Raw genomic sequence first — 24200 nt, 5'->3', positions numbered from 1 at the left:
GCCCCGCCCCGCCCCGGCGATCTTGCAGTCTCGGCCCGTGCGAAGGGTTCATATCGGGCACTGGAGGGGCACAAAGTCCAAGATCGACGTGGGATGGGGTGGGGTGGGGTGGAGGGCCGGAGGGCTCGGCAGGGCTGCCGTGGAACACGGACGCCGTCCCCCGTGAGGTGGGGACGGCGTCCGGCGGTGAGCGGGGTCGGTCAGGTCATGTCGTCGTAGCGGCGCTCGATCGGCTTCGGGGCGACGATCGGCTCGGGTGCGCCGATCGGCTCGGACGCCTCGATCCGGCCACCGGTGGGCACCGGCTCGTCCGACAGATCCAGCGGTGACACCTCGTCGTCGGCGATGCCGGCGTAGGCCTCACGCCCGCGACCGCGCCGCCTGTCGTTGAGGAACGCCACCCCCACGGCGGCGAAGTAGAGCGCGCAGAGGCAGATCGCCAGCGCGGTCATGCCGAACGGGTCGGGTGTCGGCGTGACCACCGCGGCGAACGCGAAGAACACGAACACCGCCACCCGCCACCAGCTGAGCAGCCGCTTGGCGCTGGCCAGGCCGACGAAGTTGAGCATCAGCACGATCAGCGGGAACTCGAACGCCACACCGAACAGCAGGATCAGGTTCGTGACGAACGAGATGTAGCGGGTCACCTCGAGGTTGGTCGCGATGTCGTCGCCGGAGACGTTGAGCAGGAACTCCAGTCCCTTGGTGGTGACGAAGAACGCCAGCACCGCGCCGGCCGCGAACAGCGGGGCCGCCAGAGCGGTGAAGACGTACGCGTAACGCCGCTCGTGCCGGTGCAGGCCGGGAGCGATGAACGCCCAGAGCTGGTAGAGCCAGACCGGCGCGGCGATGATCAGACCGACCCAGAGACCGATCTTGAGGTTCAGCAGGAAGACGTCGGCGACGCCGAGCTGCACGAACAGGCACTTGCCGGTTTCCGGATCGATCGACTGCGGCAGGTCGCAGTAGGGCTTCGACAGCAACACCCGGACCGGCGTGGCCAGCCAGATGCCGAAGCCGAAGCCGACCAGGATCGCCAGCGATGCGCGGAACAGCCGGTTACGCAGCTCACGGATGTGCTCGATGAGCGTCATCGAGCCGTCGGCGGCTCGCGCGAAGTTGCTCGGGCCGCGCTTCTTCAACCCGAAGGCCACGGTGATTGAGGCCCTCTCGGATCAGTTCTCGCGGACGCGCTGCACCGGGTCGGCCGGCGGGGCCACGGGCTGCTGCGGCTGCGGCGCGTACGGCTGCTGCTGGGCGTACTGCTGCTGGCCTTGCACGTACGGCTGCCCCTGCACGGGCTGCTGCGGCTGGAGCGGCTGGTAGCCGGCCTGCGCGTCGGCCTTCTCGGCGAGATCGCGGTCGTCGTCGTGCAGGCTCTTGGTCTCGGCCTTGATGATCCGCAGCGAACGGCCCAGCGAGCGGGCCGCGTCGGGGAGCCGCTTCGCGCCGAACAGCAGGATCAGCACGACCACGAGTACGGCGATGTGCCACGGCTTGAGGGCACCCATGGGAAGCTCCAGTCGCTCTGTGTCGGTGAGGGGTGGTTCGTCGCCCATCGTACGTGTGTCGCAGCGGCTTGCCACCCCCGCGGGCCTGCTCGTGCGGGCCCGATCGGTGAAGTTTCGACCAACCCGAAGTGTCCCGTCAACCGTCCAGGTCCGCGCATTCCTGCGCGTAACCGGCCGGGAACGCGCAGACGACGCTCACCGGGCCGACAGCCGTCGATCAGTCGCCGCGCTTGGCCTTGATCAACATGATCCGCTCCTGCGCGAGCGCCGCCCGCTCCTGGAGCGACTCGGCCCGCGCCTGCAACTGCTCGGCGGCCGACCGCAGCGACTCCGCCTCGCCCGCCCGGCGCTGCAACGCCAGCGCGGAGCGGCGCAGCCCCGGCAGGCGGCTCACCACCGGACGGATCGCCAGGGCCAGTACGACCAGCGCGAACACCACGACCCCGAGCACGATCCACGTCACCACGGCGGTCAGCCTATCGGGTGACGCCGGCGGCCGCCGGGTCGGCGCTGCCGGCCGGGGTGGCGTACGCGTCGAGCGCGGCCACGGCCTGGGCGCGTACCTGCTCGGCCAGCTCGGCCGGGGCCACCACGGTCACCTCCGGGCCGAGCCCGAGCACGAACCGCCGGGCCCACCCGAGGTCGGTGACGCGCAACGACACCACCCACTGCTCACCGTCGGCCTCGACCCGCTCGCACGGATAGTATTCGGTGATCCACCGCTCGCCCCGGCCGATCCCCAGCGTGATCAGCGGCAGGTCGGCCGACGGGCGGAACACCCCGTCGCTGAGATCGTGCGGGCGGGCCTGCGGCGGCACGACCGCCTGCTCCGGCAGCTCGGTCACCGCGTCGATCCGGTCCGCCCGGAACAGCCGCACCGCCTCGGCGCGGCGGCACCACGCCTCCACGTACGCCCGGCCGCCGACCATCAGCATCCGCAGCGGGTCGATGGTGCGTTCGGTGGTCTCGTCCCGCGCCGCCGTGTAGTAGGTGATCCGCAGTGCCCGGCCGCGCTCGACGGCGGCGCGCAGCTCGCGTACCCGGGCGCTGTCGCCGGGAAGACGGACCTCGACCGGCGCGCCGGCCAGGTCACCGGCGGCGTTCTCGATCTTGGCGAGTGCCCGCTCGACCGCCTCCCGGTTGGCCACGCCCGGCGTCTCGGCGATCATCCGCAGCGCCACCACCAGGGCCAGGGCCTCGTCCGGGGTGAGCCGCAGCGGCCGGTCGATGCCGGCGTCGTAGGTGATGGTCACCCGGTCGCCGTCGAACGCCATGTCGATCAGGTCGCCGGGGCCGTAGCCGGGCAGCCCGCACACCCAGAGCAGTTCCAGGTCCTCCCGGAGCTGCTTCTCGGTCACCCCGAGGTCGTGCGCCGCCTCGGCGATCTCGATGCCGGGGCGGGCCAGCAGGTAGGGCACCAGGTTGAGCAGCCGGGCCAGCCGGTCGGCGGACGCACGGCCCGCGCGGGCCGCCGGGCGGGTCACCGGGCACCCCCGGCCACTACGAGCTCGTCGTGGCGGGCGGCGACCTCCTTGAGGCGCTGGATGACCGCCTCCCGTACCTCGGGTGGCTCCAGCACGCGCACGTCCGGGCCGTACCCGACGATCTGGCCGGCCAGGTAGTCGGCGTCGGCGTACGGCAGCACCAGCCGGTCGCCGTCCGGGCCGGCCTGGCACTCCACCGCCCAGCGGCGCAGCCCGGCGGCGCGGCCCGGCGTGGCCAGCACGGTGGCCCGGCCGGTGCGCTCCACCGGCCCGGACCAGCGGGCCACGTGGCTGATCAGGTCGACCCCGGCGGGCGGCTCGTAGGCGCCCGGCTCACCTGTCGCCCGGACCGTGCCGACCACCCGGGACAGCCGGAAGCAGCGGGTCGCCGCGCGGTCCAGGTCGTGGCCGACGACGTACCACCGGCCGCGCCAGCACACCACGCCCCACGGCTGCACCCGGCGGCGGGTGGGCGCGTCGCGGTCCGGCACCCGGTAGTCGAAGCGGACCTCGCGGCGGTCCCGCGCGGCGGCGGTGAGCGGCGCGAACGCCGGGTCGACTGTCACCATCGGCTCCAGGCCCAGCGTGGCCTGCGGGTCGACGTCGATGCCGGCGGCGCGCAGCTTCGCCAGCCCGGACGACGCGGCGGCGGCCAGCCCGGCGTGCTGCCACAGCCGGGCGGCGATGCCCACCGCGGCGGCCTCGTCCGGTTCGAGCGGGATGTCGGGCAGCGCGTACGCGCGCGGCGCGATCCGGTAACCCGGCTCGGCGTCGAAGACGCTCGCCGTGCCGGTCTCCAGCGGCACCCCCAGCTCACGCAGCTCGGCCTTGTCGCGCTCGAACTTGCGCTGGAACGCCTCGTGGTCCTTGGCGTCGTCCGGGTCGTGCTCGTAGCCGGGCACGGTCGCGGCGATCTGCGCGGCGGTCAGGAAGCGTCGCGTCGACAGCAGGCAGATCACCAGGTTGACCAGGCGTTCGGTACGGGTCCGGGACACGGCCCAAACGCTAGCAGCCCGCACGTCGGGCGCGGGCACCCGCGCGGCGCGGCGCGGGTGTCTTCCCGTCCGGCGGCGGACATCGACCGGTCATAGGGTGATCGCATGGCGGAACCGGAGGTCAAGACCGAGAGCGTCGGCACGGTCGTGGTGGCCGGCGCGGCGAACCTCGCCATCGCGGTCGCAAAGCTGGTCGCGGGCCTGATCTCGGGCTCCGCGGCGATGCTCTCCGAGGCCGCCCACTCGCTCGCCGACACCACCACCGAGGTGCTGCTCTACCTGGCGCTGCGCCGCGGCGCGCGGCCCGCCGACACCCGGCACCCCTTCGGGTACGGCAAGGAGAGCTACGTCTGGGCGTTCCTCGCCGCGCTGTTCACCTTCGTCGCCGGGGCGGGCTTCGCCATCACGCACGGCGTCACCACCATCCTGGTGCACGAGCACAGCGGCGAATACCTCGTCGCGTACGTGGTGCTGGCGGTCTCCTTCGCGATCGAGTCGGTGTCGCTGGCCCGGGCGGTCCGGCAGGTGCGCGGCGAGTCGCGCCGCTGGGGCACCACCCCGCGCCGCTACCTGCGCCTGACCGCCGACACCACCGTCAAGGCCGTCTTCCTGGAGGACAGCGCCGCGCTGATCGGCCTGCTGATCGCCGCCGGCGGGCTCACCCTGTCGCACCTGACCGGCGACGAGCTGTACGACGGCATCGCCTCGATCCTCATCGGCGTGCTGCTGCTGGTGGTCGCCGCCGTCCTGGCCCGCAGCAACATCTCGCTGCTGGTCGGCCGCTCCGTCTCCGACCGGCTGCACCGGCGCATCGAACGGGAACTGGCCGACGTGCCGACGGTGGACCGGGTCGACACGCTGATGACCATGTTCCTCGGCCCGGACGACATCCTCGTCGCCGCCAAGGTCGACTTCCGCGACGACGCCACCGGCGCCGACATCGAGACCGCCGCCGACGAGGCCGAACGCCGGCTCACCGGGCACTTCCCGGAGATCGCGTACGTCTTCCTCGACCCCACCCGGTCCCGCTCCGCCGGCCGGCCCGCCCGCACCACCCAGGACGAGGCGGGCCGCCCGGTCGACGACCCGGACGCCTGACCCGCCCGGCGCCCGTCCCGGTGGCGGCCGATAACGTGCACCGCATGGTGCGATGGCGGTCCGGCACGGTCACGATGGTACGGCGACGGTGGACCGGCGCCGTCGAACTCGACGTCGACCTGCCCGACGGCACCAGGATGCGCGCCCTGGCCTACCCGGCCCTGGTCGGCGAGCCGGAGCCCGGCGACCGGGTGCTGCTCAACGCCGGCGCGCTGCTGATGGGCCTGGGCACCGGCGGCTACGCGCTGGTCGTGGCGCTGCCCGACCGGCTGCCCCCGGACCCGCCGCAGGCCGGCGACAGCCGCGACGCCGGGCACCTGGTCAAGGCCCGTTACACGCCGCTGCAACCGATCCTGCTCGGCGTGGACGAGGAGGCCTCACCGCACCACGACCGGCTCGCCGCCGCCGACACCGTCGACGGCATGCCGGTGGTCACCGCCGACCTGCACTCCGCGCTGCCGGCGATCCTGGCAGGGGTACGCGCCGACGCGCCCGACGCCCGGGTCGCATACGTGCTGACCGACGGCGGGGCGCTGCCGGCCTGGTTCTCCCGCACCCTGGCCGGGCTGGCCGGGCACCTCGTGGGCACGGTGAGCGTGGGCCAGGCGTTCGGCGGCGACCTGGAGGCGAGCACACTGCACAGCGGTCTGCTCGCCGCCCGGCACGTGCTCGATGCGGACCTGACGATCGTCGCCCAGGGGCCCGGCAACCTCGGCACCGGCACCCGGTGGGGCTTCTCCGGCGTCGCCGTCGGCGAGGCGGTGAACGCGATCGCCGCGCTGGGCGGGCGCCCGGTCGGCTCGCTGCGCATCTCCGACGCCGACGCCCGGCCCCGGCACCGTGGCGTCTCCCACCACAGCCTGACCGCGTACGGCCGGGTCGCGCTGGCCCCCGCGGAACTGGTCGTGCCGGACGGCCTCGACTCCGGCCTGGCCGCTGAGGTCGCCGCGGCGCTGACGCCGCTGGCCGACCGGCACCGGATCGTCACCGTGCCCACCGACGGCCTGGACGCGGCGCTGCGGGCAAGTCCGGTCGGCCTGTCCACGATGGGCCGGGGCCTGGACGCCGACCACGCCTACTTCCTGGCCGCGGCCGCCGCCGGCCGGTACGCGGCAGGCCTGCTGACCTGACCGGCGCGGCGCTCAGCCGAGGAAGAGGATCAGCCCGAGCCAGGCGCCCACGATCAGCGCCAGCGCCACCGCCAGCACCCACGTCGGCACCGTGTAGTCGCCGCGCCTGTTGCGTTCGATCTCGGCGCGGATCTTCTCCCGCCGGCGGTCGATCCAGTTGAGCTTCTCGGTGCCGTCACGGTCCGAGGACGTCTCGCGGCCGGGCCCACCGGCGGATTCGGAAGTGTTCATCGCGACGCCAGCGTACCCGTGGACGGGTGGCCGGTGCCGGGCACCGGCCACCCGCACGATCACATGCTGGCGATCAGCCGTTCCACCCGCTCGTCGTAGGCCCGGAACGGATCCTTGCACAGCACCGTGCGCTGCGCCTGGTCGTTCAGCTTCAGGTGCACCCAGTCCACCGTGAAGTCGCGCCGCTTCTCCTGGGCGTGACGGATGAACTCGCCGCGCAGCCGCGCCCGGGTCGTCTGCGGCGGCGTCTCCTTCGCCTCGAAGATCTCCGGATCGGTCGCCACCCGGTCCACCTCGCGGCGGCGCTCCAGCAGCCCGTACAGGCCACGCCCGCGCCGCAGGTCGTGGTAGGCCAGGTCCATCTGCGCCACCCGCGGGTGCGACAGCGGCAGATCGTGCTTGCGCTGGTAACGCTCGATCAGCTTCAGCTTCGTGACCCAGTCGATCTCCCGGGCCACCGGGTCCAGGTCGCCGGTCTCGACCGCGCGCAGCACCCGGCCCCACAGGTCGACAACCCGCTTCGCGGTCTGGTCGCCACCCCGGCGCTCCACGAACTCCGTGGCCTTGGCCAGGTATTCCTGCTGGATCTCCAGCGCCGAGACCTCCTTGCCGGAGGCCAGCCGCACCTTGCGCCGGCCGGTGATGTCGTGCGACACCTCGCGGATGGCCCGGATCGGGTTCTCCAGCGTCAGGTCACGCATCACCACGCCGGCCTCGATCATCCGCAGCACGATGTCGGCCGTGCCGACCTTCAGCAGTGTGGTGACCTCGTTCATGTTCGAGTCACCGACGATCACGTGCAGCCGGCGGTAGCGCTCCGCGTCCGCGTGTGGCTCGTCCCGGGTGTTGATGATCGGCCGGCTGCGGGTGGTCGCCGACGAGACGCCCTCCCAGATGTGCTCGGCCCGCTGGGACAGGCAGTAGACCGCGCCGCGCGGCGTCTGCAGCACCTTGCCCGCACCGCAGATCAACTGCCGGGTGACCAGGAACGGGATGAGCACGTCGGCCAGCCGGCCGAACTCGCCGTGCCGGGACACCAGGTAGTTCTCGTGGCAGCCGTACGAGTTGCCGGCCGAGTCGGTGTTGTTCTTGAACAGGTAGATCTCGCCCGCGATGCCCTCGTCGTGCAGCCGCTTCTCCGCGTCGACGAGCAGCCCTTCCAGGATCCGTTCACCGGCCCGGTCGTGTGCCACCAGGTCGGTCACCGAGTCGCACTCCGGAGTCGCGTACTCCGGGTGCGAACCGACGTCGAGATAGAGGCGGGCGCCGTTGCGGAGGAACACGTTGCTCGACCGGCCCCACGACACCACCCGCCGGAACAGGTACCGCGCGACCTCGTCGGGGGACAGTCGGCGTTGCCCGCGATAGGTGCAGGTGACGCCGTACTCGGTTTCGAGGCCGAAGATTCGCCGCTCCATGATGAGACATTAGCCGCCCGGAGCCTCCGATGGGCAGCGCCGACGCTCGCCGCTTGCGATCTCCCCCACCGGATCGGGGAGGTGGCGGGCTCCGTACACGAAAGACCCCGCCACCTCGGCGAGGTGGCGGGGTCCGCGAGCGCGGATCTCACTCGGCGGGCTTGTCCTCCGCGTTGCCCTCCAGATCGGCCGAACCCGCCGACGTGGTCGGCTTCTTCGCCTCCTCCGTCGGCACCGTCGGCGTCTTCGCCCGGCCCGGCGCCGGCGCGGTGTCGGCCTCGGCGTCGCCCTCCAGCAGCGCGGTCAGCGCGGCGCCGGTCACCCGCCGGAACGTACGCCCCACCCGGCGCCGGTCCAGGACCGCCACCTCCAGCTGGTTCGCGGCGATCGTACGGGCCGCACCACCCTCGCCGCCGACGCTGCTCAGCGCCTTCATGGCGGCGCGGACCGCCTCCGACAGCGACATCTCCGGCCGGTGCTCGTTCTTCAGCACCCCGCTGATCGCCTCGGCCTGGCCACCCATCGCCATCCGGCCCGGCTCGTCGTTCACCGAGCCGTCGTAGGTCACCCGGTAGAGGGAGTCGTCCTCGGCGGTCGCGCCCACCTCGGCCACGCAGATCTCCACCTCGAACGGCTTCGACTGCTCCGTGAAGATCGCGCCCAGCGTCTGCGCGTACGCGTTCGCCAGCGCCAGGCCGGTCACGTCCCGGCGGTCGTAGCTGAGCCCGTTGAGGTCGGCCATCCGCACGCCCGCGCGACGCAGGTTCTCGAACTCGTTGTACCGGCCGACAGCGGCGAAGCCGATCCGGTCGTAGATCTCGCTGACCTTGTGCAGCGTGCTGGACAGGTTCTCGGCGACGAAGAGCACCCCGCCCGCGTAGCTCAGGACCACCGCGCTGCGGCCCCGGGCGATGCCCTTGCGGGCCAGCTCGGAGCGGTCGCGCATGATCTGCTCGGGCGAGGCGTAGAACTGCATGGCCACGGCGGCGGTTCTCCTTCTGCGGGACTGCTGACTCGGTGGACGGTGCGGGGCGGCATCAGCCGCCGGGGTTCTCCATCCGGCCGGACACCACGCTCTCCGCGATCGCCGCCGTCTCGGCGTCGGTGAGCCGGTGGGTGCCCTCGGCGGTAGCGGTCATCACGACCGGGTAGATCCGCCGGGTCAGGTCGGGGCCGCCGGTGGCGGTGTCGTCGTCCGCCGCGTCGTAGAGCGCCTCGACCGCCAGCCGCGTCGCGTCCTCGACCGACAGGCCGGCCCGGAACCGCTTCTTCAGCGCGGACTTGGCGAACAGCGAACCGGAGCCGATGGCGTCGTAACCGGTCTCCTCGTACGGGCCGCCGGTCACGTCGAAGCTGAAGATCCGCCCGGCCCGCGCCGGGTCGCTCGCGGCCAGGTCGAAGCCGGCGAACAACGGGATCACGGCCAGGCCCTGCATGGCCGCGCCCAGGTTGCCGCGGATCATCGAGGCCAGCCGGTTGGCCTTGCCGTCGAGCGAGAGCATCGCGCCCTCGATCTTCTCGTAGTGCTCCAGCTCCACCTGGAACAGTCGCATCAGCTCGATGCCGATGCCGGCGGTGCCCGCGATGCCGACGAGCGAGTACGCGTCGGCCGGGTGCACCTTCTCGATGTCGCGCTGGGCGATCAGGTTGCCCATCGTGGCGCGCCGGTCGCCGGCCATGACCACACCGCCGGCGGCCGAGATGGCCACGATGGTGGTGGCGTGCGGCGCCATGTCGGCGGCCATGCCGGGCGGCAGCGGCCGACGGCCGGGCAGCATCTCGGGGGCCACCTTGCTCAGGAACGCTGTGAAGGAGGACGTCCCCGCGTTGGTGAACACATCTGGAAGACGCCCGGATGGATCAAAACCCGCTGCCACGTGGTTCCTCTCAGGTACGTGATCGCCCTGGCCAGGACGTCGGGGTTGTCCTTGAACTGACCAAGACCACCGTTGCAGTTGAAGCAGAGTATCCCGCGCACCCATCCGGTGCGATGATCGTGGTCCAGATGTTCCGGATCGGGGCGCCGGCAGACCGCGCAGACGCCGCCCTGCTCGGCCAGGAGCTCCTGGAACTCCTTCTCCCCGACCCCGTAACGGCGACGCAGGTGGTACTCGCGGCTACCGCCGTACAGCCGCTGCTTGGTTTCACGAGTTCGAAGGTTGTGGCACGGCTTGCAATAGGTTGCGTAGCCCGTGCTGTCGGAGCGGTTACGAGGGAAGTCGCCCACGGGCTTCACACTTCCGCAGTCTGCACAGAAGCGATGGCCCTCCGGAACGTCTCTGGGCGTTTTCACCTCGCGGTCGTACCGCTGCTTCACCCGCTTCGCGTAGCTGGCCTTGGACCGAGCATTGAAGCAGGGCTTGCAGTAGCTGCCGCGGCCACTGGGGCGCTTGCTGCTCGCACAGAACTCATCGAGCGGCTTCCAGTCCCCGCAGTCGCGGCAACGACGTCGACCGTCGTGATCATCAAGGGGAAGCGGCATGTCCGTTTCGACCCGATTTGATCACTGGCCTCCCTTTTGTACGTAACCTCTCACGAACTCTTCGGCGTTCTCCTCCAGGACGGAGTCGATCTCGTCGAGCAGGTCGTCCACGTCCTCGGTGATCTCGGCGTGCCGCTCGGCCACCTCGGGGTTGGCTTCAGCGGTGACCTCCTCGACCTCCTCGCGGGACTTGCCGGACTGGGTCTGCCCACCCTCTTGCGTCGCCATGGTGGTGCCTCCTCCACGATCGCCTGCGATCAACTTACCTCGCGGGAGCGACGAAAGGCCCGTCGCGTGCCCGTTTCCGGCACCCGGCGGGCCTTCCGGCATCGGGGTCACCCGCCGGTGAGCGTCTCCAGCAGATCCTTGGCGCTCTCACAACGGTCGAACAGCTCACCGACGTGCGCGCGGGTGCCCCGCTCGGGCTCCATCATCGGCACCCGGACCAGCGACTCCCGGCCCACGTCGAAGATGACCGAGTCCCAGCTCGCGGCGACCACCTCGGAGGCGTACCGGTCCAGGCAGCGGCCCCGGAAGTAGGCCCGGGTGTCCTCCGGCGGCTCGGTCATCGCGGTGCGCGTCTGCTCGTCGGTGAGCAGCGTCTTCATCGAGCCGCGCTGCACCAGGCGGTGGTAGAGGCCCTTCTCCGGCCGCACGTCGGAGTACTGCAGGTCGACCAGTTGCAGCTTGTGCGAGCCCCAGGCGAGCTTCTCCCGCTCCCGGTACCCCTCCAGCAGCCGCAGCTTGGCCACCCAGTCCAGTTCGTCGGCGCACTCGAACGCGTCCCGGCCGAGCCGGTCCAGCACGCTCTCCCAGCGGCGCAGCACGTCGGCGGTCTGCGTGTCCACATCCTTGCCGTAACGGTCGTCCACGAAGGAGGTCACCCGCTCCAGGTATGCCCACTGCACGTCCAGCGCGGTGAGCTTGCGGCCGTCGCGCATCCGCATCAGGTGCTTGAGCGACGGGTCGTGGCTGACCGCGCGCAGCTCGGCAACCGGGTCGGCGATGCCCAGATCCGCGCCGAGCGCCTTCTCCTCGATCATGGCAAGGATCAGCGAGGTGGTGCCGACCTTGAGGAACGTGGAGATCTCGGAGAGATTGGCGTCGCCGATGATGACGTGCAGCCGGCGGTACTTGTCGGCGTCGGCGTGCGGCTCGTCCCGGGTGTTGATGATGGGCCGCTTGAGCGTCGTCTCCAGCCCCACCTCGACCTCGAAGAAGTCGGCCCGCTGGGAGATCTGAAAACCGGCCTGGCCGCCGTCCTGGCCGATGCCGACCCGCCCGGCGCCGCAGACGATCTGCCGGGTGACGAAGAACGGCGTCAGGTACGCCACGATGTCGGCGAACGGCGTCTGCCGGCGCATCAGGTAGTTCTCGTGCGCGCCGTAGCTGGCGCCCTTGTTGTCGGTGTTGTTCTTGTACAGGTGGATCGGGTGGGTGCCCGGGATGGTCGCGGCCCGGCGGGCCGCCTCGGCCATCACCCGCTCCCCCGCCTTGTCCCACCGCACCACGTCGAGGGGGTTCGTCACCTCGGGCGTGGAGTACTCCGGGTGCGCGTGGTCGACGTAGAGGCGGGCGCCGTTGGTGAGTATGACGTTTGCGAGCCCGAGGTCCTCGTCGGCGAGCGCCTCGGCCGGGTCGTACGCGGCGCCGGAGTAGGTGAAGCCGCGGGCGTCGCGCAGTGGCGACTCCTCCTCGTAGTCCCAGCGGGCCCGGCCGCCCCGGTTGAGTTCCGGTCGCGCCCCGTAGGCGTTCACCACCTGGGAGGAGGTGACCATCGGGTTGGCTCCGGCCTGACCGGGCACGGAGATGCCGTACTCGACCTCGGTGCCCATGATCCGTCTAACGCTCATCGACCTGCCCGCTCCGCTCGCCGTCCCGGTCCCCGTCACGTCGAGCGTAGTCGCCGTCACGCGCGCCGGGGGCGTGGCGGCAGCGCCGGGTCCGGTGTGGCGGCTTCCCCGGGTACGCGCGAAGGCCCGTGGCGTGCGCGCCACGGGCCTTCGTCGAGGGGGCCGGACTACAGGTACTGGCCGGTGTTGCTGGCGGTCTCGATGGACCGTCCGGCCTCGGCGCCCTTGCCACCGGAGACGAGCGTGCGGATGTAGACGATCCGCTCGCCCTTCTTGCCGGAGATGCGCGCCCAGTCGTCGGGGTTCGTGGTGTTGGGGAGATCCTCGTTCTCGCGGAACTCGTCGACGCAGGCGTCGAGCAGGTGCTGCAGCCGCAGACCCTTGCGGCCGGAGGTGAGAAACTCCTTGATGGCCATCTTCTTGCCCCGGTCGACGATGTTCTGGATCATCGCGCCGGAGTTGAAGTCCTTGAAGTAGAGGACTTCCTTGTCGCCGTTGGCGTAGGTGACCTCGAGGAAGCGGTTCTCCTCGGTCTCGGAGTACATCCGCAGGACCACCGCGTCGATCATCGCCGCGACGGTGGCCTGGGCGTCGCCGCCGTGTTCGGCCAGGTCGTCGGCGTGCAGCGGCAGGCCGGCGAGGATGTACTTGGAGAAGATGTCCTTCGCCGCCTCGGCGTCCGGCCGCTCAATCTTGATCTTCACGTCGAGCCGGCCGGGGCGCAGGATCGCCGGGTCGATCATGTCTTCCCGGTTGGAGGCGCCGATGACGATGACGTTCTCCAGGCCCTCGACGCCGTCGATCTCGCTGAGCAGCTGCGGGACGATGGTGTTCTCCACGTCGGAGGAGACGCCGGAGCCGCGGGTGCGGAACACGGAGTCCATCTCGTCGAAGAACACGATCACCGGAGTGCCCTCGCCGGCCTTCTCCCGCGCCCGCTGGAAGATCAGCCGGATGTGCCGCTCGGTCTCGCCGACGTACTTGTTGAGCAGCTCGGGGCCCTTGATGTTGAGGAAGAAGCTGGTGTGCCGCTCCTTGCCCTCCCGCTCGGCGATCTTCTTGGCCAGCGAGTTCGCCACCGCCTTGGCGATGAGCGTCTTGCCGCAGCCGGGCGGGCCGTAGAGCAGGATGCCCTTCGGCGGCCGGAGCTGGTGCTCGCGGAACAGGTCGGAGTGCAGGAAGGGCAGTTCCACCGCGTCGCGGATCTGCTCGATCTGCGCCTGGAGGCCACCGATGTCCTCGTAGTTGACGTCGGGCACCTCCTCCAGCACCAGTTCCTCGACCTCGCTCTTCGGGATCCGCTCGTACGCGTACGCCGAGCGGGGCTCGATCATGAGCGAGTCGCCGGCCCGGATCGCGCTGCCGATCAGGGTCTCGGCGAGATGCACGATGCGCTCCTCGTCGGAGTGCGACACCACGAGCGCCCGGTCACCCGGAGCACCCTCGGGGCCCGCCAGGATCTCCTTGAGCATCACCACCTCGCCGACCCGCTCGTAGCCGAACGCGTCGACGATGTTGAGCGCGTCGTTGAGCAGGACCTCCTGGCCACGGCGCAGCTCGTCGACCTCCAGCGAGGGCGAGACGGCCACCCGGAGCTTGCGCCCGCCGGTGAACACGTCCACCGTGCCGTCGTCGTGCTTGGCCAGGAAGACGCCGTAGCCACTCGGCGGCTGGGCGAGACGGTCGATCTCCTCCTTGAGCGTCACGATCTGCGCGCGAGCCTCCTTGAGGGTGCTCACGAGCCGTTCGTTGTTCTCGGTCAGCCGCGCCAACTGTGCCTGAGTGGCCGCCAGCCGCTCTTCGAGCTGCCGGACGTGTCGGGGGCTTTCGGTCAACTTGCGCCGCACCAGAGCGAGTTCCTCTTGCAGGAACGCGACCTGCGTGGAGAGATCGTGGGCTTCCTTTTCCCACCGTGCGGCGCGCGAGTCCGCGTCGTCGCTGCGTGCCACGTCCCACCTCCCCGGGGGGCTTGAACGTTCTGACCTAACACTAGCCGCTATGAGCCCGATTCGGTCCACAGCAACGCGCTCGTCACCGAAGCTTGATCGCGAAGGGCTGGTCGCGGGGTGGGTACGGGCGTTCGGGTACCGTCGGAGTGTGGGACGGGAGAACATGGGGGGTGCTTCGTGACCGACGTCGCGACCGACCAGTTGCAGGTCTGGGTGGATCAGGACCTCTGCACCGGTGACGGGCTCTGCGTGCAGTACGCGCCGGAGGTCTTCGAGTTCGACGTCGACGGCCTGGCGTACGTCAAGGGCCCGGACGGCGAGCTGCGGCAGGCCCCGGGCGCCCGGGTGGACGTGCCGGAGCACCTGCGCCTCGAGGTGATCGACTCGGCGAAGGAGTGCCCGGGCGAGTGCATCCACGTGGTGCGCGGCAGCGACGGCGTGGAGGTGGCCGGCCCGGAGGCCGACGACTGAGGCGGAGACGGACACGACGGGCCGGGGACGACACGTCCCCGGCCCGTCGTGCGTCCGCCTCAGAGCAGGGGCCGGCCGACCACCGAGGCGACCAGCCGGGCGAACTTCTCCAGCCGGGCGATCTGCCCGGCCCCGCCGTCGTCGAGCGTCTTGCCGAAGCGCAGCGCGTCGTGCCGGGGCGCGCCGATCGCCTCGTCGCTGGGCGGCGCCTCGTCCAGCGAGCTGAGCAGCAGGTATACGTCGATGCTGTCGACCCGGACGCTGCCGTTGTCGGCGCGCATGAGCCGCCGCCGGCAGCCGACCTCGGTGACGGTGGACAGCGGCACCACCCGCAGCGAGGAGGTCATCGCGCCGGGCGGCCCCTCCCCCGGCGGCACGTCCTCGCCGTGCCAGAGCACCAGCCGGCTGCCGTCGCAGACGACGACCTCCTGCCACACCCCGTTCACCTCGTTGACGAAGCGTTCCAGCGTGAAGCCGAGCACGGACGCGCCGCGCAGCACGCCGTCGAGCGCCTCCAGCGCGATGTCCGGGTCGCGCAGGTACGCCCGGGCGGCGGACTCCAGGTCGGTGTAGGGCGACCAGTCCGGGAAGACGGCGGGCAGGTCGCCGTTGCCGTAGCCGGGGTTGCTCACGCCGCCTCCCGCCGGAGCGCGCCGCGGCGCCGCCATCGGTTCCGGTCACCGGCACGGGCGCGCCGCCCGACGCGCGCCCCGATCCGCTCGCTCATGCCACCGTCTCCACCCGCTCAGGTGTCGTCCCCACCGGCACACATGATCCGCCCGTGCGCGCGCGCCCGCGCGGCGGGGGTCAGGACTCCTCCGGCTCCTGCGCCGCCCGGGCCGCGGCGGCGGCGCGCAGGGCGTCGCGCCGCTGCGCGTACGCCTCGGCGCCCTTGCTCGGCTTGCGGCGGCGCGGCGGCGCGGTGACCCCGGGGGCGAGCTTGCGCGCGGACACCAGGAACGCGGTGTGGGCGATCATCCGGTGGTCCGGGCGGACGGCGAGCCCCTCGGCGTGCCAGTCGCGCACGAGCGACTCCCAGGCGCGCGGCTCGGTCCAGCCGCCGCGCTCGCGCAGCGCCTCGACCAGCTCGGACAGCTGCGGGGTGGTGGCCACGTAGCCGATCAGCACGCCGCCGGGCACGAGCGCCCGCTCGACCATGTCGAGCATCTCCCACGGGGTGAGCATGTCCAGGATGATCCGGTCGAATCCGGTCTCGGCGCAGTCGGCGACGTCGCCGACGTGCAGGTTCCAGGCCGGGTGCGGGCCGTTGAAGAACGCCTCGACGTTGCGGCGGGCGATCTGGGCGAAGTCGTCGCGTACCTCGAACGAGTGCAGCTCGCCCTCGGTGCCGACGGCCCGCAGCAGCGAGCAGGACAGCGCGCCGGATCCGGCGCCGGCCTCCAGCACCTTGGCGCCGGGGAAGATGTCGCCCATCGCGACGATCTGTGCCGAGTCCTTCGGGTAGATCACCTGGGCGCCGCGCGGCATGGACAGCACGTAGTCCGACAGCAGCGGCCGCAGCGCCAGGAACGCGGTGCCGCCGCCGGCGGTGGTGACCACGCTGCCGTCGGGCAGGCCGATCAGGGTGTCGTGCTTGAGGATCCCGCGGTGGGTGTGGAACTCCTTGCCGGGCTCCAGCGTCACGGTGTGCATCCGGCCCTTCGGGTCGGTCAGCTGGACCCGGTCGCCGGGCCGGAACGGCCCACGGTGCACCGGGGGCAACGCCGGGACGGTGGAGATCTCTGCGGTCACGTGTTCGTCTTCCGTTCGGGTTCCAGGAGCTGGGCGAGATCCGCGATGTGCAGCACGCCGACCACATCTTCGCCTGCCGTCACGACGTACTGCGCGCCCGGGTGGGTGCGCACCGTCTCCAGCACCCGCTCGCCGTCGGCTCCGAGCGGCAGGGCCGGCACGGCGGCCAGGTCGCGGGCCACCTCGTCCACCGCGACCCACGGCCTCCGTTCCGGGGGTACGCGAGCGGCGCGCGCCGGGTCGACCAGGGCGACGGTACGGCCGGCCGGGTCGGCCACGCCGAGCGCCGCGTCGGGGGTGCCCGCCTCGTCGCGGCGGCGCTGCGCCTCGGCCAGCGGGGTGCCGGCGGGCACCGGCAGCACCGGGCGGGCCAGCCGGGCCAGGTCGACCAGGTGCAGCCGGCGGCCGATGCGGGCCAGCCGGATCGACTGGCCGGCGCCGCGCCACAGCGTCAGCGCGACGAGCAGCAGCAGCGGCAGGGCCAGCGGGGCCAGCGCCCGGCGCATGGTGAGCACCACGACCAGCGCCAGCGTGCCCAGCGCGACGGCCCGGCCCACCCAGCCGGCCACCTCGGTTCCGCGGTGCCGGTCGCGGGTGAGCGCCCACACGGCGGCGCGCAGCGCCCGGCCGCCGTCCAGCGGCAGCCCGGGCAGGCTGTTGAAGATCGCCACCACGACGTTGCTGACCGCGAGCTGGAAGGCGAGCTGGTGGCCGAGCGTGCCGGCGGGCAGGGCGAGGGTGGCGGCGACCGCGCCCGCGCCGAGCACCGCGGAGACCGCCGGCCCGGCCAGGGAGATCAGCAGCTCGACCCGGGGGCTGGGGGCGTCGCGGTCCATCTCGGTGTACCCGCCGAGCAGTTCCAGCGTGATCCCCCGCACACCGATGCCGTACCGGCGAGCGGTCAGCGCGTGCCCCAGCTCGTGCAGCAGCACGGAGCCGAGCAGCGAGATCACGAACCCGAGCCCGACCAGGTAGCCGCCGAGCGGGCCGAGGTCGAGCTGGCGGCGGGCCAGCGCCGCGTACAGCACGGTGACCACGACCGTGAGCAGCAGCATCGAGGCGTCGACGCGCAGCGGCACCCCGAGCACCCGGCCGAGGCTGAGGCCCGGCCGGCGGGATCCTCGGCTCCGCTGCTGCACCGGCCCGATGCTACGTGAGCGCGGGGAGCGAGCCGCCGCGGTCGCACGGTTCCGATCATGCTGCGGTGCGGCGACGGGGGCCCTGTCACACGCGTGCCCTAACCTTCCGGGCATGACGGCGGAACCGATGATCGACAGTCCCGGCGACCAGACGGCGGCAGCGGCGCCGGTCACCGTACGGGCCTCGTTGTCGCCGTCGCGGGCGGCCGACTTCAAGACCTGTCCGCTGCTCTACCGGTTCCGCAGCATCGACCGGCTGCCCGAGCGGCCGACCGTCGAGCAGGCCCGGGGCACGCTCGTGCACGCCGTGCTGGAGCGGCTGTTCGACCTGCCGGCCGCCGCGCGCACTCCCGAGTCGGCCGGCGACCTGGTCGCCCCGCAGTGGGACCGGCTGCTCACCGAGGAGCCGGAGCTGGCCACGCTGTTCGCCGACGGCGACGCCGTCGGGCCGCAGGAGTTCCTCCGGTCGGCGACGGCGCTGCTGGACGGCTACTTCGCGGTGGAGGATCCGCGCCGGCTGGAGCCGGCCGAGCGCGAGGCGCTGATCTCCGCGGTGGTGGACGACGAACTGCTCATCCGGGGTTACCTCGACCGGCTCGACGTCGCGCCGGACGGCGCGCTGCGGGTGGTCGACTACAAGACCGGCGGGGCGCCGCGCGAGGCGTTCGAGGCACGGGCGCTGTTCCAGCTCAAGTTCTACGCCCTGGTGCTGTGGCGCACCCGGGGTGTGGTGCCGCGGGTGCTGCGCCTGCTCTACCTCAAGGACGCCGAGGTCTGCGACTACGCGCCGGACGCCGACGAGCTGGTGCGCTTCGAGCGCACCGTGGTGGCGCTGTGGCGAGCGATCGAGCAGGCCACCGCCCGGCAGGACTTCCGTCCCCGGCCGAGCCGCCTGTGCGACTGGTGCAACCACCAGGCGCTGTGCCCGAGCTACGGCGGGACGCCGCCGCCGTTCCCGATGGCCGCCGCCGCGCCCGATCCGCTCGTGGACGCCCGCTCCCGCCCCGCGGCCCCCGGCGCCGACGAGTGACCTCCGTTCCCGCCGGAGGATGCCCGGGCTGACGCCGGGCCGGGCGGCACCGGATCGGCAGGCGCTCCCGTGCAGGGCCAGCACGCAAAGCCGCCCGCGATCCCGCTGGGAAACCACCCCCGCCTGACCGCCCGCTTCCCGCCGCCTGGGCGCATGCGGCCACTTCGCCGAGGTGGCGGTGTCGACGGGAGCGGGACGCGCCACCTCGGGGAGGTGGCGGGGTCGACGGGGGTGGGATGCAGCCACCTCGGCGAAATGGAGTCGATCGAGCGTGTGAGGCGTGCACCACCGGCCGGGACGGGTTCGCCGAGCCGGCGCGCCGCGCTCCCCGAGCCGGGCGAGTCCCGTGGCAGGTCACCGCGGGGCGAATCGGATGCCGGTCACCCTCGGACGAATGCGGCGCCGGGTCACCGTGGTGCCCCGCGATCCCGTGTTGGCCGGGCGCGCAGAGCCCGGCCAACCCGCGGGATCGGGCGGCCTGATCGGCGGCCGGGCGGCCGTCGCCCTCTACGGTGGTTCGCGGCGGCCCGGTTCCACCCGGACGGATCGCGGGCGCGTGCCGGTGCCCGGGTCCCGGCCGGACCACCCGCCCGGACGACGAGGGGGGACGCATGACCGAGGACGCCGTGTCCCGGCCGGTGCGGGTTCTGCTCGCCGACGACCAGCCGCTGCTGCGTACCGGATTCCGGATGGTGCTCGGCGCGGAGGACGACCTGGACGTGGTGGGTGAGGCCGGCGACGGCGCGGAGGCGGTGGACCTGTCCCGGCGGCTGCTGCCCGACGTGGTGCTGATGGACGTCCGGATGCCGCGCCTGGACGGGGTGGCCGCGACCCGGGCGATCGTGTCGGCCCGGCTGCCGGTACGGGTGCTCGTGCTCACCACGTTCGAGCAGGACGAACACGTCGTCGGGTCACTGCGGGCCGGGGCGAGCGGCTTCCTCACCAAGGACGTGCCGGCCGAGGATCTCGTCGCCGCGATCCGCACGGTGGCCGCCGGGGGCGCGGTGATGTCCCCGCGTGTCCTGCGCCGGCTGCTGGACCGCTTCGCCCAGGTGCTGCCGGACCCGGCTGCCGCGCCGGCGCGGGCGCTGGCCCCGCTGACCGACCGGGAGCGCGAGGTGCTCACCCACATGGCGCGCGGACTGTCCAACGCGGAGATCGCCCGGGTGCTGTCGGTCAGCGAGACGACTGTGAAAACCCATGTCGGCCATGTGCTGACGAAGCTACGGTTGCGCGACCGGGTCCAGGCGGTCGTGCTCGCGTACGAGACGGGACTGGTCCGTCCCGGCGGCTGAGGTGGTACGGCTCACCTACCGTGACCAGCGGTGGGGCCGATGTGTTGACCATCACGCCGGGTGAGGCCCTAACGTCGGCGCCGCCGACCGGTCAGGGGTCACCCTGAGCCCGGATGGGGGGCGACCCTCACCGGAAGATCGGCGCGGATTCCACCCCAGGTCGGAGGGCTTTCGGCCTCGCGGCCCCGAGGATGGATTCCGCCGCACCGGCCAGCGGGGGCGGTGCGGCATGAGAACGACCATACGGAAGAGGTAGATGACGTGACCGCGACGGTAGGCCGAGAGCAGGCCGCGGCCCGGGCGAACGATGTGTGGAAGGTGTACGGCAGCGGCGAGGCGCAGGTCGCCGCGCTGCGGGGCGTGACGGCCGAGTTCGAACGCGGCCGGTTCACCGCGATCATGGGGCCGTCGGGCTCCGGGAAGTCCACACTGATGCACTGCCTCGCCGGTCTGGACACGGTGACGAAGGGCACCGTGATGATCGGCGACACGCCGGTGACCGGTCTCAACGACGCGGGTCTGACGAAGCTGCGCCGGGACAAGGTCGGCTTCATCTTCCAGCAGTTCAACCTGCTGCCCACGCTCACCGCGCAGGAGAACATCCTGCTGCCCCTGTCGATCGCCGGGCGTAAGCCCGACCCGGCCTGGTACGACACGGTGATCGACACGGTCGGCCTGCGGGAGCGGCTCGGGCACCGCCCGGCGCAGCTCTCCGGCGGCCAGCAGCAGCGCGTGGCGTGCGCCCGCGCGCTCGTCGCCCGCCCCGAGGTGATCTTCGCGGACGAGCCGACCGGCAACCTGGACTCCCGCTCCGGCGCCGAGGTGCTGAAGTTCCTGCGCAACTCGGTCCGCGAGCACGGCCAGACCATCGTGATGGTCACGCACGACCCGACCGCCGCCGCGTACGCCGACCGGGTGGTCTTCCTCGCCGACGGGCAGATCGTCTCGGAGCTGATCGAGCCGACCGCCGAGACGGTGCTGGACACGATGAAGAAGCTGGACGCCCCGGTCGAGGTGGGCAACTGATGCTGCGGGCAACGCTCAAGAGCCTGCTGGCGCGCAAGCTGCGCCTGCTGCTGTCCGGCCTGGCGGTGGTGCTCGGTGTCATGTTCGTCTCCGGCGCGTTCGTGCTCACCGACACGCTCGGGCGGTCCTTCGACGCGGTCTTCGCCGACGCGTACGCCGAGGTCGACGTCAGCGTCGAGGCGAAACCGAAGATCGACGTCTCCACCGCGGAGGGCATGCCGCTGAGCACCCCGATGCCGGCGTCGGTGCTCGACCGGATCAAGGCGGTGCCCGGCGTCGCCGACGCCAAGGGTGTGGTGGCCGCCGACGGCGCCCGCATGATCGGCAGCAACGGCAAGGTGGTCACCTCGTTCGGTCCGCCGCAGCTGGGCCAGAACTGGCTCGGTGAGAGCGACCTGGTGGAGATCCGCGAGGGCCGCGCGCCGCAGGCCGACGACGAGATCGTGATCAACGCCGCGCTGGCCGAGGCGGGCAAGGTCAAGGTCGGCGACCGGGTCGGCGTGCTGACGCTCGCCCCGAAGAAGGAGTTCACGCTCGTCGGCGTGTTCGGCTACAGCGGTGGCCGGGACTCGATCGGTGGCGCCAACGAGGTCTATTTCACCACCCCGGTGGCGCAGCAGCTGATGCTGGGCGAGCCGGACGTGTTCAGCAACGTCAGCGTCCAGGCCGCCGGCGGCACCACGCCGGACGCGCTGCGCGACGAGGTGGCCCGCACCCTGGGCGCCGACTACCAGGTCAAGACCGGCGAGCAGCTCGCCGCCGACGCCTCGGCCGGCCTCAAGGAGGGGCTGTCGTTCTTCAACAAGATCCTCCTCGGGTTCGCCGCGGTGGCGCTGCTGGTCGGCACGTTCCTGATCCTCAACACGTTCTCGATCATCGTGGCCCAGCGCACCCGTGAGCTGGCCCTGATGCGGGCCATCGGGGCCAGCGGCAAGCAGGTCATCGGCTCGGTGGTGCTGGAGGCGCTCGCTGTCGGCCTGATCGCCTCGGTGCTGGGGCTCGCCGCCGGCATCGGCGTGGGTGCGCTGCTGGCGTACCTGTTCGGTCAGCTCGCCGGGGGTCTGACCCTGGCCGGGCTGGGCGTGCCGGCCTCGGCGGTGATCGGTGCGTTCGCGGTCGGCATGCTGATCACGGTGATCGCCGCGCTGCTGCCGGCGCTGCGTGCCTCGCGCATCCCGCCGATCGCCGCGATGCAGGACGTCGCCACGCCGGACCGGCCGCTGACGAAGGTCACGATCGGCGGCGCCGTGGTGACCGGCATCGGCGCGGTGCTGCTGTTCCTCGGTCTCGGCGGGCACGCCGGCGACAGCACCCTGGCGACCATCCTCGGCGGCGTGCTGTTCGCGTTCATCGGCGTGGCGCTGCTGACGCCGATCATCAGCCGGCCGGTGGTCGCGCTGCTCGGCGCGATGTTCTCCTGGTCGGTGCCGGGCAAGCTGGGCCGGCTCAACTCGGGCCGCAACCCGCGCCGTACCGCGATCACGGCCGCCGCGCTGATGGTGGGCATCGCCCTGGTCACCGGCGTGACGGTGATCCTGGACTCGGCCAAGGGCAGCATCGGCGCGCTGGCCGAGGACACCATCAAGGCGGAGCTGGTGATCTCCGGGGCGTCGTCCGGGCCGCGTCCGGCGAGCTTCGACCCGGCGGTGCTGGAGAAGGCCGCCGCGATCCCGGGCGTGCGGATGGTCGACGGCGAGTACGGCGACATGGCAGTGGTCGGCGGCGAGCGGACCTGGGTGGCCGTGTCGAGCAACGTGGCCGCGCTCCAGCAGATCTTCGGGGCGAAGGCCACCGCCGGTGACATCAGCAAGCTGGCACCGGACCAGATGCTGGTCAGCTCGGACACCGCGAAGGCACGCAACCTCAGCGTCGGTTCGACGGTGCCGGTGCAGCTGTCCCGCGGCGACGCCCGCACCTACACGGTCAGCGGCATCTACGAGAGCTCGCAGCTGACCAACCCGGTGACGCTGCCGCCGCAGGCCGCCGCGGACTTCGCCATCCCGCAGCCGATCCAGGGTTTCCTCCAGCTCGCCCCCGGCACGTCGGTGGACGCGGTGCAGCCGCAGATCGAGCGGCTGCTGGCGGACAGCCCCGAGGTGTCGGTGGCCGACCGGGCCGGGTTCATCGAGCAGCAGACCGGTCAGCTGGACTCCCTGCTCCAGATGATCCAGATCCTGCTGGCGCTGGCCATCGTGATCGCGGTGCTGGGCATCATCAACACACTCGCGCTGTCGGTGCTGGAGCGGACCCGCGAGCTGGGTCTGCTGCGGGCGATCGGCCTGCGCCGCGCCCAGACCATGCGCATGATCACGGTCGAGGCGGTGGTGATCTCCATCTTCGGCGCGCTGCTCGGCGTGGTGGTCGGCACGGGTCTCGGCGCGGCGGTCGTCGAGGCGCTCAAGGACGAGGGCATCACCGACCTGGTCCTGCCGTGGGGTCAGATGGTGACGTTCCTGATCCTGGCCGCGATCATCGGTGTGGTCGCCGCGGTACTGCCGGCGATCCGGGCCGCGCGGATCAACGTCCTGGGTGCCATCGCCCACGACTGACGTGAAAGGAAGGGCCCCTTCTTAACGCCTCGTGCATAAGAAGGGGCCCTTCCTAACGGTTGAGCAGGGCCGCGAGCAGCTCCAGGTCCGCCCCGAGCAGGCTCTCCATCTGGTGCACGCCGTCGGCGGGCGCCAGCGGCACCTCGGCCGGTACGGCCAGCACCGCCGCCCCGGCGGCGAGCGCGCTGGCCACCCCGGTCGGTGAGTCCTCGATCGCCACGCACCGCTCGACCGGCACGCCCAGCAGCCGCGCGGCGGTCAGGTACGGCTCCGGGTGCGGCTTCGCCGAGTCCACCTCGTCGCCGCAGACCACCGCGTCGAAACTGTCCCGGCCCAGCGTGTCCAGGGCCACCTCGACCAGGGACCGGCCGCTGGAGGTGACCAGCGCGGTGGGGATGCCGGCGTCGCGTACCGCCCGCAGCAGCGCCAGCGCGCCCGGGCGCCACTGCAGCCCGGTACGGAACAGCTCCAGGATCCGGGCGCTGATCCAGTCGGCACTCTCCTGCACGTCCCGCCCCGGCTGGCCCAGGTCGTCGTGCACGATCCGCATCGCGTCGGCCATCCCGGTGCCGACGATCGCGCGGCGGGCGTCCTCGGACAGGACACCGCCGTACACGGCGGCCAGTTCCTGCAACGCGACGTCCCACAGTTTCTCGCTGTCGACCAGGGTGCCGTCCATGTCGAAGAGCACGGCGGCGGGGTGCTTGCTGCTCAGCGGGGGCCTCCTTCGGTACGCGTACCCCGCCGATCCTGCCAGCCGCGTCCGGTGCGCCCGTCACCGTCCCCG

24 protein-coding genes are annotated in these 24200 nt (G+C 72.1%); 7 read left to right on the top strand and 17 right to left on the bottom strand.

Annotation, left to right across the window (positions count from 1 at the left end; translation table 11 throughout):
• Window positions 1–200 precede the first annotated feature (200 nt).
• From tatC to NMK34_RS15390, 5 genes are all read right to left on the bottom strand, one after another.
• Window positions 201–1154, bottom strand: a complete 954-nt coding sequence (gene tatC / locus NMK34_RS15410) for a twin-arginine translocase subunit TatC (protein ID WP_318333978.1) — start codon at window positions 1152–1154, stop codon at window positions 201–203.
• 21 nt (window positions 1155–1175) lie between these two features.
• On the bottom strand, window positions 1176–1511 hold the full coding sequence (gene tatA, locus NMK34_RS15405; protein WP_318333977.1) for a Sec-independent protein translocase subunit TatA: 336 nt from the start codon (window positions 1509–1511) through the stop codon (window positions 1176–1178).
• A gap of 217 nt (window positions 1512–1728) precedes the next feature.
• On the bottom strand, window positions 1729–1977 hold the full coding sequence (locus tag NMK34_RS15400; RefSeq protein ID WP_318333976.1) for a hypothetical protein: 249 nt from the start codon (window positions 1975–1977) through the stop codon (window positions 1729–1731).
• A 10-nt stretch (window positions 1978–1987) separates the two neighbouring features.
• Window positions 1988–2995, bottom strand: a complete 1008-nt coding sequence (locus tag NMK34_RS15395) for a YafY family protein (RefSeq protein WP_318333975.1) — start codon at window positions 2993–2995, stop codon at window positions 1988–1990.
• Entirely contained in the window at window positions 2992–3990 is a 999-nt protein-coding gene (locus NMK34_RS15390) for a helix-turn-helix transcriptional regulator (RefSeq protein WP_318333974.1), read from the bottom strand. Before NMK34_RS15390 ends, NMK34_RS15395 begins: the two co-directional genes overlap by 4 nt.
• A 105-nt stretch (window positions 3991–4095) precedes the next feature.
• On the opposite strand from NMK34_RS15390, the gene NMK34_RS15385 reads away from it, so the two are divergent.
• Together NMK34_RS15385 and NMK34_RS15380 are read left to right on the top strand one after the other, a co-directional pair.
• Window positions 4096–5088: a cation diffusion facilitator family transporter gene (locus NMK34_RS15385; RefSeq protein WP_318333973.1), complete on the top strand. Its 993-nt coding sequence runs from the start codon at window positions 4096–4098 to the stop codon at window positions 5086–5088.
• Window positions 5089–5132: 44 nt separating this feature from the next.
• A complete protein-coding gene (locus NMK34_RS15380; RefSeq protein ID WP_318333972.1) occupies window positions 5133–6218 on the top strand; it encodes a DUF3866 family protein in 1086 nt (361 codons plus the stop codon).
• 12 nt (window positions 6219–6230) lie between these two features.
• Here the strand turns inward: NMK34_RS15380 and NMK34_RS15375 are convergent, their stop codons facing one another.
• The 8 genes from NMK34_RS15375 to arc all read right to left on the bottom strand — a co-directional run bounded on the left by NMK34_RS15375 (window position 6231) and on the right by arc (window position 14151).
• Window positions 6231–6449: a hypothetical protein gene (locus NMK34_RS15375; protein WP_262016167.1), complete on the bottom strand. Its 219-nt coding sequence runs from the start codon at window positions 6447–6449 to the stop codon at window positions 6231–6233.
• A gap of 59 nt (window positions 6450–6508) precedes the next feature.
• Window positions 6509–7867 (bottom strand): Pup--protein ligase, encoded by a 1359-nt coding sequence (pafA, locus tag NMK34_RS15370; protein WP_013286109.1) that lies wholly within the window; start codon window positions 7865–7867, stop codon window positions 6509–6511.
• Between the two features lie 148 nt (window positions 7868–8015).
• Window positions 8016–8849 carry a proteasome subunit alpha gene (prcA, locus tag NMK34_RS15365; protein WP_318333971.1) on the bottom strand — a complete coding sequence of 278 codons (834 nt, stop codon included), beginning with the start codon at window positions 8847–8849 and terminating at the stop codon, window positions 8016–8018.
• Window positions 8850–8904: 55 nt separating this feature from the next.
• The gene (prcB, locus tag NMK34_RS15360; RefSeq protein ID WP_181726645.1) at window positions 8905–9744 is read right to left on the bottom strand and encodes a proteasome subunit beta; all 840 of its coding nucleotides are present in this window, start codon (window positions 9742–9744) and stop codon (window positions 8905–8907) included.
• Complete coding sequence (locus NMK34_RS15355) at window positions 9663–10349, bottom strand: endonuclease VII domain-containing protein (RefSeq protein WP_318333970.1); 687 nt, start codon at window positions 10347–10349, stop codon at window positions 9663–9665. Before NMK34_RS15355 ends, prcB begins: the two co-directional genes overlap by 82 nt.
• 21 nt (window positions 10350–10370) lie before the next feature.
• Entirely contained in the window at window positions 10371–10577 is a 207-nt protein-coding gene (locus NMK34_RS15350; protein ID WP_013286106.1) for a ubiquitin-like protein Pup, read from the bottom strand.
• A gap of 107 nt (window positions 10578–10684) precedes the next feature.
• Entirely contained in the window at window positions 10685–12202 is a 1518-nt protein-coding gene (gene dop / locus NMK34_RS15345; protein WP_412098885.1) for a depupylase/deamidase Dop, read from the bottom strand.
• Window positions 12203–12369: 167 nt separating this feature from the next.
• Window positions 12370–14151 (bottom strand): proteasome ATPase, encoded by a 1782-nt coding sequence (arc, locus tag NMK34_RS15340; protein ID WP_018784497.1) that lies wholly within the window; start codon window positions 14149–14151, stop codon window positions 12370–12372.
• A gap of 177 nt (window positions 14152–14328) precedes the next feature.
• On the opposite strand from arc, the gene NMK34_RS15335 reads away from it, so the two are divergent.
• Window positions 14329–14622 (top strand): ferredoxin, encoded by a 294-nt coding sequence (locus NMK34_RS15335; protein ID WP_043324386.1) that lies wholly within the window; start codon window positions 14329–14331, stop codon window positions 14620–14622.
• Between the two features lie 59 nt (window positions 14623–14681).
• Here the strand turns inward: NMK34_RS15335 and NMK34_RS15330 are convergent, their stop codons facing one another.
• The 3 genes from NMK34_RS15330 to NMK34_RS15320 form a co-directional block, all read right to left on the bottom strand.
• Window positions 14682–15254: a hypothetical protein gene (locus tag NMK34_RS15330; protein WP_318333969.1), complete on the bottom strand. Its 573-nt coding sequence runs from the start codon at window positions 15252–15254 to the stop codon at window positions 14682–14684.
• Between the two features lie 175 nt (window positions 15255–15429).
• Window positions 15430–16374 carry a tRNA (adenine-N1)-methyltransferase gene (locus NMK34_RS15325; RefSeq protein ID WP_318333968.1) on the bottom strand — a complete coding sequence of 315 codons (945 nt, stop codon included), beginning with the start codon at window positions 16372–16374 and terminating at the stop codon, window positions 15430–15432.
• On the bottom strand, window positions 16371–17429 hold the full coding sequence (locus NMK34_RS15320) for a M50 family metallopeptidase (protein WP_318336353.1): 1059 nt from the start codon (window positions 17427–17429) through the stop codon (window positions 16371–16373). The genes NMK34_RS15325 and NMK34_RS15320 overlap by 4 nt, the downstream gene beginning before the upstream one ends.
• A gap of 196 nt (window positions 17430–17625) precedes the next feature.
• On the opposite strand from NMK34_RS15320, the gene NMK34_RS15315 reads away from it, so the two are divergent.
• The 4 genes from NMK34_RS15315 to NMK34_RS15300 all read left to right on the top strand — a co-directional run bounded on the left by NMK34_RS15315 (window position 17626) and on the right by NMK34_RS15300 (window position 23413).
• Window positions 17626–18543: a RecB family exonuclease gene (locus NMK34_RS15315; protein WP_412098884.1), complete on the top strand. Its 918-nt coding sequence runs from the start codon at window positions 17626–17628 to the stop codon at window positions 18541–18543.
• Between the two features lie 611 nt (window positions 18544–19154).
• Entirely contained in the window at window positions 19155–19838 is a 684-nt protein-coding gene (locus NMK34_RS15310; protein ID WP_318333967.1) for a response regulator transcription factor, read from the top strand.
• A gap of 261 nt (window positions 19839–20099) precedes the next feature.
• Window positions 20100–20864, top strand: coding sequence for an ABC transporter ATP-binding protein (locus tag NMK34_RS15305; protein ID WP_318333966.1), 765 nt, complete (start codon window positions 20100–20102; stop codon window positions 20862–20864).
• Window positions 20864–23413, top strand: coding sequence for an ABC transporter permease (locus NMK34_RS15300; RefSeq protein WP_318333965.1), 2550 nt, complete (start codon window positions 20864–20866; stop codon window positions 23411–23413). The genes NMK34_RS15305 and NMK34_RS15300 overlap by 1 nt, the downstream gene beginning before the upstream one ends.
• 52 nt (window positions 23414–23465) lie before the next feature.
• Here NMK34_RS15300 and NMK34_RS15295 read toward each other — a convergent pair whose 3' ends face one another.
• Window positions 23466–24104 (bottom strand): HAD family phosphatase, encoded by a 639-nt coding sequence (locus NMK34_RS15295; RefSeq protein ID WP_318333964.1) that lies wholly within the window; start codon window positions 24102–24104, stop codon window positions 23466–23468.
• Between the last annotated feature and the right edge of the window lie 96 nt (window positions 24105–24200).

It is taken from the genome of Micromonospora sp. BRA006-A (genome assembly GCF_033433935.1).
GTDB lineage: Bacteria > Actinomycetota > Actinomycetes > Mycobacteriales > Micromonosporaceae > Micromonospora > Micromonospora aurantiaca.
This window is presented reverse-complemented; position numbering and strand designations above follow the sequence as displayed.